General features: G+C 50.8%; 10 protein-coding genes. 4 read left to right on the forward strand and 6 right to left on the reverse strand.

Annotation, left to right across the window (positions count from 1 at the left end; translation table 11 throughout):
- The first annotated feature begins 249 nt into the window (after nt 1–249).
- The 3 genes from AC2YIT_RS25575 to AC2YIT_RS25585 all read left to right on the forward strand — a co-directional run bounded on the left by AC2YIT_RS25575 (nt 250) and on the right by AC2YIT_RS25585 (nt 6,723).
- Complete coding sequence (locus AC2YIT_RS25575; RefSeq protein WP_487281077.1) at nt 250–3,792, forward strand: TonB-dependent receptor; 3,543 nt, start codon at nt 250–252, stop codon at nt 3,790–3,792.
- Nucleotides 3,793–3,807: 15 nt separating this feature from the next.
- Nucleotides 3,808–5,247 carry a RagB/SusD family nutrient uptake outer membrane protein gene (locus tag AC2YIT_RS25580; RefSeq protein WP_487281078.1) on the forward strand — a complete coding sequence of 480 codons (1,440 nt, stop codon included), beginning with the start codon at nt 3,808–3,810 and terminating at the stop codon, nt 5,245–5,247.
- Between the two features lie 231 nt (nt 5,248–5,478).
- Nucleotides 5,479–6,723, forward strand: a complete 1,245-nt coding sequence (locus AC2YIT_RS25585) for a M14 family zinc carboxypeptidase (protein WP_487281079.1) — start codon at nt 5,479–5,481, stop codon at nt 6,721–6,723.
- Between the two features lie 98 nt (nt 6,724–6,821).
- Here the strand turns inward: AC2YIT_RS25585 and AC2YIT_RS25590 are convergent, their stop codons facing one another.
- The 3 genes from AC2YIT_RS25590 to AC2YIT_RS25600 all read right to left on the reverse strand — a co-directional run bounded on the left by AC2YIT_RS25590 (nt 6,822) and on the right by AC2YIT_RS25600 (nt 12,340).
- Nucleotides 6,822–9,167: a TonB-dependent receptor gene (locus tag AC2YIT_RS25590; protein ID WP_487281080.1), complete on the reverse strand. Its 2,346-nt coding sequence runs from the start codon at nt 9,165–9,167 to the stop codon at nt 6,822–6,824.
- Nucleotides 9,168–9,353: 186 nt separating this feature from the next.
- Nucleotides 9,354–12,005, reverse strand: a complete 2,652-nt coding sequence (locus AC2YIT_RS25595) for an ABC transporter permease (RefSeq protein WP_487281081.1) — start codon at nt 12,003–12,005, stop codon at nt 9,354–9,356.
- Nucleotides 12,002–12,340, reverse strand: a complete 339-nt coding sequence (locus AC2YIT_RS25600) for a PadR family transcriptional regulator (protein ID WP_430846516.1) — start codon at nt 12,338–12,340, stop codon at nt 12,002–12,004. The genes AC2YIT_RS25595 and AC2YIT_RS25600 overlap by 4 nt, the downstream gene beginning before the upstream one ends.
- A gap of 310 nt (nt 12,341–12,650) precedes the next feature.
- Here AC2YIT_RS25600 and AC2YIT_RS25605 point away from each other — a divergent pair, with 310 nt between their 5' ends.
- Nucleotides 12,651–13,718, forward strand: a complete 1,068-nt coding sequence (locus AC2YIT_RS25605; RefSeq protein WP_487281082.1) for a Gfo/Idh/MocA family protein — start codon at nt 12,651–12,653, stop codon at nt 13,716–13,718.
- A 233-nt stretch (nt 13,719–13,951) separates the two neighbouring features.
- Here AC2YIT_RS25605 and AC2YIT_RS25610 read toward each other — a convergent pair whose 3' ends face one another.
- The 3 genes from AC2YIT_RS25610 to AC2YIT_RS25620 all read right to left on the reverse strand — a co-directional run bounded on the left by AC2YIT_RS25610 (nt 13,952) and on the right by AC2YIT_RS25620 (nt 17,036).
- Nucleotides 13,952–15,064 (reverse strand): serine hydrolase domain-containing protein, encoded by a 1,113-nt coding sequence (locus AC2YIT_RS25610; protein WP_487281083.1) that lies wholly within the window; start codon nt 15,062–15,064, stop codon nt 13,952–13,954.
- Between the two features lie 23 nt (nt 15,065–15,087).
- Nucleotides 15,088–15,720, reverse strand: a complete 633-nt coding sequence (locus AC2YIT_RS25615) for an outer membrane beta-barrel protein (RefSeq protein WP_430846522.1) — start codon at nt 15,718–15,720, stop codon at nt 15,088–15,090.
- 149 nt (nt 15,721–15,869) lie between these two features.
- Nucleotides 15,870–17,036: a helix-turn-helix domain-containing protein gene (locus AC2YIT_RS25620; protein ID WP_487281084.1), complete on the reverse strand. Its 1,167-nt coding sequence runs from the start codon at nt 17,034–17,036 to the stop codon at nt 15,870–15,872.
- Nucleotides 17,037–17,158 lie beyond the last annotated feature (122 nt).

Raw genomic sequence — 17,158 nt, forward strand, 5'->3', positions numbered from 1 at the left:
AAGTTCGACCTCCGACTTTTAATCCTCAACCCTCAACTCATAACTCTCAACCCTAAACTCATAAACCCTAAACTCATAAACTCATAAACTCTAAAACTCATAAACCCCATGCTAAACAAACCGCACATTCCGCCCTGAAATGCCGGTGCTAAAACAAAAGGGAAAATGCGCTAACATTTTCCCCGTAGTTCAGGCGCAACCAGCTTCTCTGAAAAAGTCATTTTGCCATTCCTAAACTTTAACAAAGTTATGAAAATTAACCTTCTGCCCCGCTTTCCGGCGGGCGGCAGGGCGCATATTGTCGCCCAAACACTTATGACTATGACCAGGATCATGCTTTTGCTCATCGTAACCCTCTCCCACGTAACCGCGGACGGGTTTAGTCAAAAGATTTCCTTTCAAGCCAAAAATGTCCCGCTGCAAACCGCTATGCGGAGCATCGAGCAGCAAACGGGATACCTGTTCTTGTACGACGAGCTCGATTTGCCCGCTTCCAAAAAAGTGTCGGTGAAGCTGAAAAACGGGTCGATCGACGCGCTTTTGAATGCTGTTTTCAAGGATACGCCGCTTTCTTACAAAATCTTCCAGCGGAATATCGTACTGAAAAAGACTGTAAAAATGCCGGCTACGGAAACAGTACTTCCGAGTCGCACTCCCGAGCCGCAGCCGTTAATCCAGCTCAACCGGCGGAGTATCGAGCCGTTGCCCGTCAGCGCCGACCGCATTGTGCGGGGCCGTGTGACCGACGAAAACGGCAGCCCGTTCCCCGGGGTGAGCATTATCGTCAAAAACTCGCAGACCGGCACAGCTACCGATTCCAACGGTGAGTTCCGCCTGAGTATTCCCGAGTCGCTGGCAGGGAACGGCGAGCTGGTGATCGTCGCGAGTTTTGTCGGGTATAAAAATCAGGAGATCGTGGTCGGTAACAATGCGGAACTGAACTTGGGCATGACCGTCGACACCAAGGCTTTAAACGACGTGGTGGTAGTGGGCTATGGTACCCAGAAGCAAAGCAGCATTACCGGCTCGGTGGCCTCATTACCGATGAAAAATGTGGCCAGTCAGCCCCTCACGAGCCTCGACCAGGCGCTGGGCGGGCAGATCGCGGGCGTGAACGTGGCGCAGACGAAAGGTGCGCCGGGTGGGGGCGTGTCCGTGCGCGTACGTGGGACGGGCTCCATAGGCGCGGGCAACGAGCCTTTGTACGTGATCGACGGCTTCCCGGTTTCGAGCGATTTCAACAGCAATTTCAACCCGCTTTCGTCCATCAATCCCAACGATATTGAATCCATTGAAATACTCAAAGACGCCTCCGCGGCGGCCATTTATGGCTCGCGGGGAAGCAATGGGGTAGTGCTGGTGACCACGAAACACGGGAAGTCGGGCAAATCGATGGTGCAGCTCGATACCTACTATGGTTTCCAGCAGGTGGCGAACAAAATCGATATGCTCAATGCGCGGGAATATGCCGAGTATAACACCGAAGCCCGCAATAATGCCTGGGTAGACAAAGGCGGCAAGGCCACCGATCCGAACGACGTGCGGCCCGCGGCGTTGCAAATACCGGAGATGTTCATGAACCCTCAGTCGCTCGGCAAAGGTACCGATTGGCAGGACGCGGTGTTCCGTACGGCGGCCATCCAGAACCACCAGCTGTCGGTTTCGGGGGGGAATGATAAAACGACGTTTTTTATGTCCGGGGCCTATTTCAAGCAGGACGGCATTGTGATGAAAACCGGTTTCGAGCGCTATTCGGCACGGGTGAATCTCGACCACCATATTTCCAAAAATGTGAGTGTGGGCATGAACCTCTCGCCTTCGTTCGCGACAAGCCGCATTTTGCCTGTCGAGGACCAGGTATTCACGGGCGGTATCCTCGGTTCGGCACTGTCGTTGCCGCCTACCGTGCCGGTTTACAATCCCGACGGCTCGTTTACGACATTGCTCGGCCCCTCGCCGTACAACATCGGGGTGATCGACAACCCGGTGGCCATTGCCAGCAAAATCAAGGACAAGCGCACCGTTTTCCGCACATTAGGTAATGTGTATGCCGAAGTGAAGCTGCTCGACGGCCTCAAATTCCGCACCTCGTTTGGTCTGGACTATTCCGATGCGCGTGAAAATGCCTATTATCCCTCTGATTTAGGCTGGAATGGCGTCCCTGCGCCGGTCCAGGCCAGGGCCATAGCTTCTACCGGTCGTGAGCTGAACTGGCTGAACGAGAATATTTTGAGCTACAAGAAAATATTCAATACCAAACATGAGCTGGATTTGCTCGCGGGTTTTACCTCCCAAAAAGCACACGGAGAATCCGCAGCATTGAATGCCACCAATTTCCCGACCGACCTTATTCCGACCTTGAACGGCGGCCAGGTGACGGGCGGCGGTACCTATGCGTCGGAATGGTCGCTGCTGTCGCTGCTGGCGCGGGTGAATTACACTTATGGGGGCAAATACCTCGTTTCGGCCACCATGCGGCGCGATGGCTCTTCGCGTTTCGGGGCACGTAACAAATGGGGCACATTCCCGTCGGCTTCCGTGGGCTGGTACCTTTCGGAGGAGAATTTCATGAAATCGCAGAACGTGGTAACCGACCTGAAACTGCGGGCGAGCTACGGCCTGGCCGGTAACAACACGATCGGTAACTATAACCATATCGGGCTGCTTTCTAACCGCCGTTACAGTTTCGGCGCGGGTACCGGCTCGCTGGTGTACGGGCTTTATCCGAGTTCGATCAGCAATGAGCAGCTGGGCTGGGAAATGATGCACCAGTTCGATATCGGCGTCGATTTTGCATTGCTGCGCAACCGGCTGAGTTTCACCATTGATTTTTATAACAAAAACACCACCGACCTGCTGCTCAATGTGCCCGTACCGGCCTCGACCGGCTACGAGACTGCCCTGCAAAACATCGGTAAGCTCAACAACCGCGGCTGGGAGTTTAGTATTCATTCCAAAAACCTGACGGGCGCATTCAAATGGTCGACGGCATTTAATATTTCTTTCAATAAAAATAAGGTGGTCAAACTGGGACCTTCCGGTAACCCGATCATCTCGAAAAGCCCTTCATTCAGCCCTAATACGCATATTACCAAAATCGGTTCGCCGATCGGCAGCTTCTGGGGTTATGATGCGATCGGTGTGTACCAGTCGCAGGAGGATGTGGACAACAGCCCGAGGGTGGGAGGGGCCAATGGCTCGCGCCCGGGCGACCTCAAATTCCGCGATATCGACGGCGACGGCGCTATTACACCCAGCGACGTCACCATTATCGGCGACAACAGCCCCGATTTTTTTTACGGCATCACCAACAATTTCTCCTACGGCCGGTTCAGCCTCAGTATATTGGGCGATGGCGTGCAGGGCATCCAACTTCTGAATGGCTCCCGCCGGAATATCGGACTGGTAAACGGCAGCTACGCCCGAAAAGACGTACTTGGCCGCTGGCAATCGCCCTCGCAGCCGGGCGACGGGCGCACACCCCGTGCGAACGTGGCGCCTACGGGTGGGAATGTGAGCTACGTGTCGAGTTTGCTGGTCGAGAATGCTTCGTTTTTCAGGATCAGGAATATCAATTTGCGATACAACCTTCCCGAAAGCATTTCGAAATCGGTGTATTTGCAAAATGCGGCTGTGACGCTTTCTGTGCAGAATGCGCTCACATTCACGCCTTACCGCGGCTATAATCCCGAGCAGAGCCTCAATGGCAGCAGCTCGCTCACACCGGGCGTCGATTTCAACGGCTATCCGCTCGCCCGCACATTCACCCTCGCATTGAACCTGACATTCTAAACCCGACCTGAACTTATGAAACTCAATACCATCATTTTCGGCTCCTTGTGCGTGCTGGCCTCGGGCTGCTCGGGCTTTCTGGAGCTCGCGCCCATCGACGCCACCAACGTGAACAACTTTTACAAAAACGCCTCCGATATGCAGGCCGCCGTCACGGCCGCCTACGGAATGCTCGCCAATGCCGGCGAATACGGCTACGCCTATTACAACGTGGCCGAAGTGCGCTCGGATAACACCATGAACTGGGAAGGCGGAGGAAACCTGCCCGACGCCGAGCTCGACCAGTTCAAAATGGCTTCGACCAACGAGATTATCCGCGTAATGTGGGTGGATACCTACCGCGGCATCCTCGCCGCGAACACCGTGCTCGACCATATCGGCGGTGCGCAGATGGACGATGCGTTACGGCAGCGGTTTATCGGTGAAGCGCGTTTCCTGCGTGCATTGCAGTATTTCAACCTCGTACGTACATTCGGCGACGTGCCGCTCGTGCTGTCCGAAACCAAATCGGTAGACGAAGGTTACAGCCAGCCCCGTGTGCCGAAAGCGGAAGTGTACGCCCAGATCATCGCCGATCTGACGGACGCTGAGCAAAAGTTGCCCGTTTCCTATTCCGGCAACGACATCGGCCGGGCCACGCGCGGTGCGGCCAGGGCATTGCTCGGCAAGGTGTACCTCACCACCGGCGATTTTGCCAAAGCAAAAGATAAGCTGAAAGAAGTGATCGATGCGGGAACCTACAAGCTGCTCGACGATTATGCGGCGCTCTGGCCCGTTGCCAATGCGAACAATGCGGAGTCCCTTTTTGAAGTACAATTCAAAAAAGGCGGGACAGGTACCGGCAGCAGTTTTTATAACAATTTCGCCCCGCGCAACTCGGGTAGCTCGGTGATTAAAGTCGGCTTTGCCGGTGGGCGGCATTTGCCCACCACCGATCTCATTGCCGCCTACGAAGCAGGCGACTACCGTAAAAATGTTTCATTATCATTGGGTTACACCGACAATGTGACCGGCAAATATGTGGCTGATCCTTACACACTTAAATTTCAGGACACACCCTTCTCCGATGGCGATGCCGACAACAACTGGCCGGTATTGCGCTATGCCGATGTGCTGCTCATGTACGCCGAGGCCGTGAATGCAACCGACGGCCCCGCCCCTGCGGCCTACGATGCCATCAATGCAGTGCGGAAGCGTGCAAAGCTGGCCGAATTGCCGGCAGGCTTGTCCAAGGCGGCATTTGCCCTGGCCATCGAGCACGAGCGGCAGGTGGAGCTGGCATTCGAAGGCCACCGCTGGTTCGACCTCGTGCGTACCGGACGGGAGGTGGCGGTGATGAATGCGCATTTCAAAGCTACGGTCGTGCAGGATTTCAATGCCATTTTCCCCATCCCGCAGACGCAGATCGATATCAATCCGAGCGGGATCAAGCAGAATCCGGGGTATAGTTTTTAATGATTGAATGATTGAATGATTGAATGACTGAATGACTGAATGTCAAGAATAGTCAGGTATTGTCATTGTGAATCTTCTGAATAAATCTAATCACTCGTTCCCCGTTCCAAGGCGGCTCCTTTGCTCATTCAAAATTCATTCACTTATTCCCGTTCCACGGCGGTTCATTCAATCATTCAATCATTCAATCATTCAATCATTCAGTCATTCAATCATTCAATCATTATCACCATGAAGCAAGTTGCATTTTTCATCTTCGTTCTGTCACACCTGGCAGGGTCGGCATTTGGCGCACGGGAGAGCTCGCATAGCCGCGCGACCGCCGACAGCATTGTGACCCCCAAAATATTTATCAACACCGGCTTCGAAAACGCCTCGCCCATGAACTGGCGTATCGATTCGGCGGGGCGGGTGATCGGGCAGATGGTGTACGACCATGAGCGCTTCTCACCAAACCGGGCCGTAAACCATTACCATTTCCGGGTGGAAGCCGCTGTGGGTACCGAGGTGACTTTGATCCTCGAAAATTTCGATAACATCTGGAACGGCAGGCTTGCCAGCGACCTTTCGGAGAAGTCGCGGTATGTAGTTTCATTTGACAATAAAAAGTGGGAAAGCCGCTCAGTGATCCCGCTGCCGGGCCGCAGGGTGTTTATCAAATTCAAAATGGAGGCGCCGCATGCCTACATTGCGAGCGTGGAGCCATACCGGATCAGCGACCTGGACAAAATGCTGGCGCGCGTCAGGCAGGATAAGCATGCCAGTGTGACTACCATCGGGAAAACATCCGAAGGGCGCTCGCTGGAAATCGTGCGCATTGGCAACGAGAATGCGCCGAAACGGCTCTTCCTGCGGGCCCGCGCGCATGCGTTCGAGGCGGGCGGGAACTGGACCGTGGAAGGACTGGTGCAGAAACTGCTCAGCAACGACGAAGCTGCCAAACGTTACCTCAAAACCTATTGCGTATATATTCTCCCGATGGCCAACAAAGACGGCGTGGCGCGCGGCAAAACGCGTTTCAACGCGAACGGTTACGACCTGAACCGCAAATGGGACGTTCCCGCCGATTCACTCATTGCCCCGGAGAACTATTATCTCGAACAATGGCTGCACCGCATGATCAAGGCCAATAAAAGGCCCGACCTGGCCCTGGACATCCATAACGATGCCGGCGGCTACCTGCACATCAGCCGCCCCGACGGCGACATCAGCGCCTATCTCTCCAATATGGAAAAACTGGAAATGCTGCTGCGCAAACACACCTGGTTTACGGCCGGCTCTACAAAACCGAGTTTCCGTAACCCGGGCACACTCGGCGAAGGTTTTATGGAACGCTTCGGCATTCACGCCGCTGTTTATGAACTGAACTACGAATGGATCGCCGGATTGAATAAAGCCCCTCTGGCGGAGGACTGGATTTCACTGGGAAAAGATCTTGGGGAGGTGTTTTACAACTATTTCAGTGAAAAGCGGTAAACCGTATTCCCTCCGGCAAAAGGCCCGGACCTGCAATCGTGGGCAATGGTGTGTTTTACACATCATTGCCCATAAACAGATTTTAAGATTCGACTCTCTTAAAATGCATAGCCGAGAACAAGGTTGAACCGGCGGCCGTTTCCTCGCGTGTAGTTCGCATCGTTACCGTAAAACTGTGCAATTGTAGGATAGTAGGCCGTGTTAAGCAAGTTCTCCACTCCCAGGCTAAGTTTTAACTGTTTGGTGATTTTGTAGGCAGCTGCCAGGCTCCAGAGGTTGAAAGATTCGATAGGAGCTTCCCCGAGCGCATAAATACCTTTTTCATTTGGTTTGAACCTGTTGCGACTTCCAACGTACATCCAGTTAAGGTCTAAGCTCAGATTCTTGTGATTGAACTTGGCATATGCGGTAATCTTGGCCGGTGTAATCCGGTTGGAATTCAGATAAATGTCTTTTTCTCCGCTAAAAGATCCGTCCTGATCCTTGTCTCCTTTGCCTTCCACATAAGCATAGTTGCCTCCAAGGGTCAGCCCGGAAAGCACGCGATAATCCACCTGGACTTCATATCCCCATACGCGCTCGGGCATACGTTCGGCAATGTACACGCCATCTACTTCCAGCAGATTGGATCCGAGTTTCGACGTACTGTAATAGTAGGCGGCTGTCAGGCCGACTTTACCCAGCTGGCTACTGAAACCACCTTCGTAGTTGTTGACGATAATAGGCTTTGTTTCCAGTTTGGATATCGTACTTTCTTTGGCCGCCCGGAGCACCCTGCCCAAGTCAAAAATGGAGAAGGACTGCGAGTAGCTCACAAACGGGTTAAAGAGGCGAAACTTCGAATACCGGGCTCCGGCATTGAAAACGAGTGCATTATAATTGAGCGTCCCGCCTTTCACCGCAATACTGCCTGCTCCGTTTGCTCCGGTGGCCAGTGTGTTATAGTCGTTAATTTGAATTCTTATGTTTTCCGCCCTGGCGCCGGCTTTCAAATTCAGGTGGTCAAACCACTGGACTGAAAGCTGCGCGTAGGGTGCGAGGTTACGCATATCGATTTTGGGGACCCACACCCTTCCGTCGACAAGGCTCTGCGCGGTTTTATCATTCAAAAGGTCAAAACCATAAGTCACATCGCCAGAAATTTTGTCGGTTAACCGTAAGGGAGTGTTTAAATTAACTCTCAGACCCTTTTTGTTGGAAACAATTTCAGACTGGCCGCTGCCGTAGAAGGAGGCGGAATTGGAGTATACAGTCCAAAAGTCCTGCAAGTAAACGTTGGCTGTCAGGCTTGTTTTGCCAAAGATTTCTTTGCTGGTATATTGAAGGTTAAGATTGTGGTTATGCCTTGTACCTTCATCGATCCCGACCCTCTTTCCAAGAACCCCGATGGCGGGACTTTTCCCGAACACACCGTTTTTCAAAACAAAAGCGGAATGCTGATTTGAGCTGTAAAAGTTGTACATCAACTCCAATCTCTGATTTTGGGAAAAATTGTAGCCCAGCTTGGTAAAAGCATTGTATATTTTCGTTTCGCCAAGGCCATATTCAGGTGAAATCACCAGGCCTTCGGCATCACGGTAAACGCCCGTCTTTTCATACATACCACTGACCACATAGTCGAACTTATTGAGTTGCCCGAAAAGTTGCTGGGACACGCGAAACCCAATAGTGCTATCCCCTTTGGTATTTCCGGTCAGGCCGACCTGAGAAAGTCCGCCGATTTTTCGCCCGTCTCCGGGCACTTTGGTGATGTAGTTGATCAATCCTCCATCGGCCCCGTTTCCGTATATGGCCGTCGCCCCTTTTATTACTTCAACCCGTTCGATCACAGAAGGATCAATCGAGCGAATGTCCCTTCCGCCTGCGCGAAGCGGTGTGGATTGTGGGATGCCGTCGATTAGCACAAGCAGGTTTCTCCCGCGAAGGGTTTGGCCGTAATTACCGGTTTGATTGGTCGGTGAGCCCAGCCCTGGAACGGCATATCCCACTATGTTGGCAATATTGGGGCTGACCGTAGAAAGAGCGTCAATTTCCCTGGGGCTGATTACCGTTACCGAGGATGGCGTTTCAGAGAGCGATTCAACCCTGCGACTGGCCGATACGATTACCTCGTCCAGTTGGGATGTGTTTTGTTCGAGGTTGAATTCGATGGTCGTGACCTCTCCTGAGCCGATCCGGACTTTTTTCTCCTGCGGAGCAAAGCCCAGCGAGGATACTGTGAAGACCACAGCGCCGGGAGCGAGGTCTGTTACGACAAAAGCCCCATTTTCATCGGTCTGAGCGCCTAAGCCGCTCCCTTTAATCAAAATATGGGCCGACGGGACGGGTTGATTGAACGAATTTTTAACGATACCCTTTACCGTTCCTCTTTCTGTTTGAGCAACCAGATTTTGGGATAATACAAAAATGGATAGTAGAAAAATAAGTATAACTCTCGGGTGCATCGATGTTGGGAATAGATGAAATTTCCTCAAAAATAGTTTATTTAGACTTATTATAAATATTTTTATCGAAAAAATCAATCCTTCCCGGAAAAAGGCACTCTGGGCCTTGTGAAGGCATGTTACACGCAGTTTACCACAAATGAATGGGACAGAAACTGCGGTATAATGATCATTCTCCCCTGACCTTTATTCGCTTCGCAAACTCCTTACCGGGTTCATAAAGGCGGTCCGCATGGATTGAAAGCTGACTGTCAGAAATGCTACCAGCAGGGCTAATAGTGCGGTTTTCAAAAATATGAATGCATCGACACCAACCCGGTAGGGATAGTTTTGCAACCATTTGTAGATGGCGCAGTAAGCCAGAGGAAATGCGAAAACAAAGGAGACCAGGACCAGTTTCAGAAAATCGGAAGTCAGCAGGCGGGTAATGCTGGCCACCGACGCTCCCATGACCTTGCGAATACCGACCTCCTTGCTGCGTCGCTCGGCCGAAAGCGTAGCCAGCCCGAAAAGCCCGGTGCATGAAATGAAAATCGTGAGAATCGTACCAAAGAGCATGATTTGCCTCCATTTAGCCTCGTATCCATACTGTTTCATATTCTCATCGTCCATGAACCGATAAACAAATGGATTGAGGGGAAACAGCGTGGAGTAAGTTTTGGTGATGTGCCGGAGGCTGGAAGTTTCGGTTCCGGGTTTGACCTTGACCAAAAACCTTCCGTATGGGTTAGCTGGCCGCATCGTGAAGAGCTGGGGGCCGATTTTCTCGCTTAAATCGGTATAGTGATAGTCTTTTACAACGCCCACGACCGTGCATTTGAGATTCTCATACGAGAAATCAACGATTTGGCCGATCGGGTTTTTCCATCCTGCCTGCATGACAAAGGCTTCGTTCACCAGCACCGAGTGGGTTGAATCGGCCGGAAATGCAGCCGAGAAATTACGGCCTGCCACAATGGGCACCTGGATGGCGGGCAAATACTCAGGGTCGATCGTTTCGTACGTGAAAGGAATCTCATCGCCTCTGTTGACCTTTGCCGCTGTGTTCCACCGGCCGGCATTCTTGGGTGCTACCGCAATAATGTTGGGGTCTTTTTGGAGTTCTTGCCTTAGCAGATACGCTTGCTCCCTGGTGAGGTTAGGCTTTTCGATGCTGATCAAATGCTCGTCGTTGTAGCCCAAATCTTTGTTGATCAGGAAATTAAACTGGGAGTCAATCGTGAGCGTTCCGATGATTAGAAAGGAAGCGATGGCGAACTGGAGTACCACGAGGGTAGTCTGTAAATGGCCTTTGCCCGAAAACCGCATACGATGGTAAAGCGTTTTGACAGGATTATAACCTGATAACACAATCGCCGGATAAAAACCGGCCAGTAAACCGGTGACCAGCAAAAGTGCGATGTAGCCCAGTGCAAGGTCAGTATCCAAAAGATACGAAAGGGACAGGGCCTTGTTGGCGAGGTCGTTAAATGCAGGCAATGCAAGCTGGACAAGCAAAAGCGCAAAAGCGAATGCAATCATGCAAAGCAGGAAGGATTCACCGAGAAACTGCATCGCCAACTGTATACGGCCACTTCCAACCACTTTACGGATGCCGATTTCCTTCCCACGTTTCAGCGAGCGGGCGACAGTCAGGTTTATGAAGTTGATGCAGGCAATGATAAGAATAAAAGCCGCGATGCCACTGAGAATATATGACCACAGCGGATTGCTGTGCCCCACCAGGCCGCCGTCAGAGGGTAACTCGGCGCTCAGGTGCATATCCGTAAAGGGTTGAAGGGTATAGACTTTCCGGTCCTTCATACCGTATTTCAGTGCCACTTCCTTAATGGCTTCTTTAGCGTCGGCATTGTACACCGGGTTCATTTTCCGCTCGACCTGCGCCACGTTGGCTCCCGGGGCGAGGAGGACGAAGGTGTTCATGAAGGTATTGAACCAGTTAGTAGCGCGATGAACTTCTCCCGGCCCGATGATCATCGGAATGACCATATCGAACCTGATCGACGAATTCTGGGGAAGTTTTTTGGCCACGCCCGTTACGTTATAAGGCTCAAAGCGAGCGTCTTTGTCAAAGCTGTCTTTCATCAAAATCGTCTTTCCGAGCACATTCTTACTGCCAAAATGCCTTTCAGCCATTTCTTCAGAGAGTACTACCGACCGGGGTTCTCTCAATGCAGTTTTCGGGTCACCGCTCAGCAAGGGAAAAGAGAATATCGAAAAAAAGGCAGAGTCCGCACGAAAAATTTCTTCACTCCTGATTTCATGACCCTTTTTGACATCGTTCCGGTAACCGTGGAAACGCACAAAAGCCCTGATTTCCGGCACACTTGCGGCAAATTTCGGGCCGGCAACATAGCCCGTGTTCCCCATCGAGCCGACCTTCTTGCCGTCGGGGGAGATGTATTTGTTGGTGATGCGGTAAATGTTTGGATTGTTGTCATGAAATTGGTCAAAACTGACCTCGTCCTTCGTATAAAGCAAAATCAGCATAGCGGCGGCGAGCCCGATGCTCAGTCCGGCAATATTGATGAACGAGTAGATCTTGTTATGGACGAGGGTCCGCCGGGCGATGGTGAAGTAATTACGGATCATATCATGGCCGAATAAAAAGGTGGATGGATAGTAGTTTTCAGGTCTTTTAATATACCTCCATTTCAGAAAACCCAGAGCTTCGCGCCAGTACCGCAGCCGCGCTTTCCGTTCGCCGGAGCGGCGGACCTGGTAGTCAAACTCTTCATGCAGGTCGCCCAGGATCGACTCCAGAAAGTATGGGTTGCAAATCAGGCTCAGCAGCTTATCGGCCCAGGCGGGCGGCTGAGGAGGCAGGGGCGGTTTCATAAGTCGATCACGAGTTTAAACGGTTTGGCAAGACGGGACCAGAGATTTTCGCGCACTTCGCGCACTTGCGTAAGCGTGCGCTCGCCGTAGGCTGTAATCGTATACAGGCGCTTGCGGCGGCCACCGCGTTCCGCAGTAGGCTCGCCCATCGCGGATTTGACCATCCCTTTTTCCTCCAACCGTTGCAGTGCGGAGTGGACCTGATTCAACCTCACCAGACGCCCGGTGGTTTCCGTAATCTCATGCACGAGCGCCACGCCATATGCACGTCCGTCGAGCGCGGCCGTGGAAAGCAGCACAATTTCTTCAAACTCTCCTAAGTAGGCCCTGTTCATACGTTCAATTAGTTTCATATTTGCTGATAAAATACTTTGCCAGCGTTTTGTTGGAAGTTTAATTTGTTGTAAAACAGTTAGTTGATTTTCGGGTAGGCAATATGAAATGTTCATTTGCGGACGGTAAAATGTCCGGTTATAGGTTGTGTAGGGTAGAACATTTTAGTACTGCTCAGCAATTCAGGAATTACTTTTCCAAATGCCGGATTGGCATACGGCAAGGGCACAGGAAGCCTTTCTGGCACATTTATTTACAAATGCCGGTTCGCAAATCTGCGCGGCGGAAATATTGGACTTAAACAGGACGGATATGGCTGTTGTAAAAAATATCGACACAATGGAACGTGGAAAAGAAAGATTGGGAGTGGCCCTGGTCGGACTGGGAGAGTATGCGACCGGCCAATTGATGCCTGCACTGAAAGAAACAAAGAACTGTTTTCTGGCCGGACTCGTGAGTGGCGACCCGCGGAAGCTGGATCAATACAAGAACGAGTTCGGTTTGACGGACGATTGCCTTTATAGCTACGAAAATTTTGATTCGATCGCTGAAAATGGGCAGATCGATATCGTCTATATTGTGCTTCCCAACAGCCTGCACGCCGAGTACAGCATACGCGCGATGAAAGCCGGTAAACATGTCATTTGTGAGAAACCAATGGCGATGAACGTGGCCGAGTGTGAGCAAATCATTGAAACGGTCCGGGAGACCGGAATGCGGTTTTCGATGGGTTACAGGCTGCATTTCGATCCGTTCAACCAGGAAATGATGCGGCTGGGCCGGAGCGAGAAATACGGTCAGGTGAGAAATCTGACATTGCTGGACAGCATGGAGATCGGCGAAAAAGACCAATGGCGGCTGGATCCGGCCCGGTCGGGTGGTGGACCGTTGGTCAACAATGGTATTTACTGCATCCAGGCTGCCATTTATATCACCGGCAAACTGCCCGCTGCGGTCGACGCCAGGTTTACGCCCAAAACCGATCCAGAAAAATTCCGGGGAGTAGAGGAGGGTATCACCTGGACGATGTATTTCGGGGACAACGTAGTGGCCGACTGCGAAAGCAGCTATTCAAAAAATCAGAATCTGATGCGGGCGGAGGCAGAATCGGGCTGGTTCGAACTTGATCCTGCGTATGAATACGAAGGGTTGAAGGGCCGAACTTCGGAGGGGGAAATGCAGTGCAGGCCGGTTAATCAACAGGCATTGCAGATGGATGATTTCGCGCTCTGCGTGGTCACTGGTAAGGAGTCGCGTGTACCGGCGGAAATGGGACTCCGGGATATGAAAATTATCGCTGCTGTGTATGAGTCCGCAGAAAAGCGTGCCAAAGTAGATTTATATTTAGCCGATTTCGCCGTACCCGGCGAGGGTGGATGAAAATAATAGTTATCAGACCTTATTTCTTGTTCGATCACTGCGTAAATACCTCATAAAATCACTAAATTTTAATCCCTATTTTCTATGTTTAACGGACGGGAAGCCTTCACCTTCTATGGCGAACAGCAATTATGTACAGACCAAGGTGCTTGTGGTGAAATAAAAAACAAAGAGTATTCAGACATGGAGAGAAGATATGGGATTTGACTTCCATATCTTCTCTTCATGTCCGGTTATAACTTGCCATTTATCGCCCGCAGAATCTCAAACCCCATTTGAGTCTGGAACGGGTCCGGGTTCAGCGAAGAGTTTGACAGGATTACCACGCCGGTCTTCGACGATTCGTCAAACCCTATAAAAGAAGTGTAACCGCCATTTCCGCCGTTTTTCCAGATGTAGTTCTTTTGATCATATGCAACCAGCGTCCACCCGAGTCCAATACCGTCCTGGTGGTCTCCATTGTGGGTGAATGTACGTTGATGGGTGAGACTGATGGCCTCTTTGAGTGGATTGTTGACCAGGCCTATATTCGCCTCGAGGAAAGTCAGCATGTCGTTCAGACTGGAAATCAGCGATCCGGTTCCCTGGAAGATGTTGGCCATGTATTTGCTCCACGACTCGACAGGCTTATTCCCATGGTGGCCGCTGACCAGGTTTGACATCTGCTCTTCGGTGAATGAAACTGTGGTGTGTGTCAAGCCCAACGGCCTCAGCACATTGTGGCTGATCATTTCCTCGTAACCCGACTTGTACCGGTTGCTCAGGATCTGTCCCAATAGTCCATACCCCACATTCGAGTATTCGAGCTTGCTGCCGGGCTCGCGGTCGAGGGTGTAGCCGTTGACAAATTCATACATCTTTTGCTCGGTATAGCCTATGTAGGGGTTGTAGGCGTCGTCGTCGATGTTGGAAGGCAGCCTGGGAAACCCCGATGTGTGGTTTGCCAGGTGTCGCAAGGTGATTTTTTTTCCGTTGAACGAAGGTACTTTCACTTCGGCAGGCAGGAACTTTTCAATAGGGTCGTCCAGGTTCAGCTCTCCGCGCAAATGCATATTCGCCAGTGCGATGGCGGTAAATGTTTTGGTAATGGATGCGATTTCGAGAATTGACGTCGGTTCGATCTGATCCGGAGCGCCCGGTTCCTTTTCACCATAACTGAATATTTGCCTGGCGCCATCTTTGACTATCCCGACGATTACGCCGACGTTCGCACCTGTTGCGATGTAGGGATAAACCGCATGGTCGACCGCTTCTTTGACTGTTCTGGGCGCGGGCACCTTTTTTTCGCAGGAACAACATAAGGCAGCGATGAGGATGAAAAGCAGGGAGTATTTAAATGAAGACATGTCTGTATGAATTTCAATGGCTGTTAAATATTGTGGTCAAGGGCAATTCTAAGGCCCGGGAATACATAATTATATACCCCGAATTCTTTGTTGGTTTTGGAAATTGATTTCAGATCGGAAGACAGGTAAAGCTGTGTCGAGAGGTAGTATGAATGCGTCAACTTAAATTTAAAACCCGCAGCAAAGGGGACCGCCATCGTCGTTTTACGGAGGTATGGGGTAATATTGGCCGACGCGCCATGCTCATAGCTGAGTTTCGCTTGGGTCAGATATGAAAGCTGTATGCCCGACTGAATGGTAAAAATCAGCTTCTTTTCCGGTGCCGTATTATATCCGACCCAGAATGGTAGATTCAGGTAGCCGAGATCTGTTCGCCTTTGTTCAAATCCACCACCCTGAAAAGCAAAAAGCAGGTCGCATCCGACATTGAGTTTTCGGGTCGGGTTGTAGCTCAGGCCCAAACCCTGGGCAGTACGAATTCGGGAATAATGCGGCGCGATTTTGAGGAAATCGGCGATGGGAATACCGGTATCGTAACGAAACATCGTGGCCGAGGGCATAAATCTCACACCGACCGACAGTTTGTTCTGTGCAAAGCCGTGCGGGCCTAAATGCAAAAAAGAAATAATGAGTGTGAATAAAGAAATACATTTCATGGCGGAGTCAGGCAATCAGGGATAAAGGTTGAGCAGATAATTACTACCTGACAAAAGTACCTGGGTGCCAAACGTCACACGTTCGGGTTTATGTATTTTTATTGTATTTAAGTGATTGTAAATCAGGAAATTGATAAATCGGAACTTGTTTAGGAATCTTCCGCCGGTCTGCTGCGCTCGCGAAATTCCCTCGGAGAGTAACCGGTGTATTTTTTGAAGGCGGTATTAAAAGAGGTTTTGGAATTGAAACCCGATTCGAAAGCGATGTCGAGAATGCTCAGATGATCGAACTCCGGATTAGCAAGCATTCTTTTGCAATCTTCGAGCCTGTACCGGTTGATGAAATTGTAAAAGTTCTCATTGAATCCGGAATTGATTAGATAGGATGTCTGGTATGAATTCAACAAAATCATTCTGGCCAGTTTGGGCAAGGTAATTTCGCTGTCTATGTAAGGTTTTTCAGTTTCCATTAGGGTCAACAATCGTTGATGGTAAAGCCTGAGTTTTTCATCGCTGATTGTCTTCTTCTTTTGCAGGGTGGGGCTTTCGGGGACGGTATCCAAATAGGGTTCATCCAGATCTGCCATATCGGCGTCTTCGCCAACTTCCTGGTTTGGCGAAGACCGCTGCGACTGACTATCGACAAGGGCCGATAGACTTTTGGCCTGCTCATTGGAGAAGGAGAAAACATCTTGCTGTCGGACCAATTGAAAGCCGACATAATAGAATCCGACCAGGTAAACGGTGGGAAAAAAGCCCGACAGAAAAGCATTGCCTGCGATAACTTCTGCCAAAGAAACCGCAAACAAAATGCACATGCCTATCATGATATTGGAAAGCCAGTGATAATCATTGTCGGGAAGGTTGGACACAAACAATGGCAATGATTTTCGGTGTTTGGTCAGTTTACGGATTGAAAGGTACATGTAGATCGCAATTTGCAGAAAGAATGCGGCCACCAGAAATGCATCAATCGGATTGTGTTCAGCGGAAACAGCGGCTTTACTCAGGGTCGCCAGGTCAGCGTTTGTGAAAACGTAGCTTTTAAAATACAGCAGCAGGATGAGAAGATATGGAACAAAATGATAGAAGATCTTCGCCGACCATTTCTGCGAAACCGATGTCAGGTAAAAGGTGGCCCAATAAATAATGGGGGCAAATGCGAACAACACCGGCTGAAAAGCCACACATAGCCAGGGATACCGGTTGTAGGCTCCCGCGGTGGCCAGTATTTCGTCTGTAAAATCGAAGGCGATACCGGTAAAAAGTGCAGCCAGAAAACGGTAACCAAGAAAATTCCGGCTCCTCTTGGTCATAGCCAGAACCGATAAAAAGAGCAGGCAACTGGCGGTAGCTGCATTAATAATCAAACTGTACATTTGGCAGCGAAATAGAGTGTGGGTTTAGGCATTATGAATGGTACTCGTGTTCGATCCAT

Source organism: Dyadobacter sp. SRI_021, from assembly GCF_057586235.1.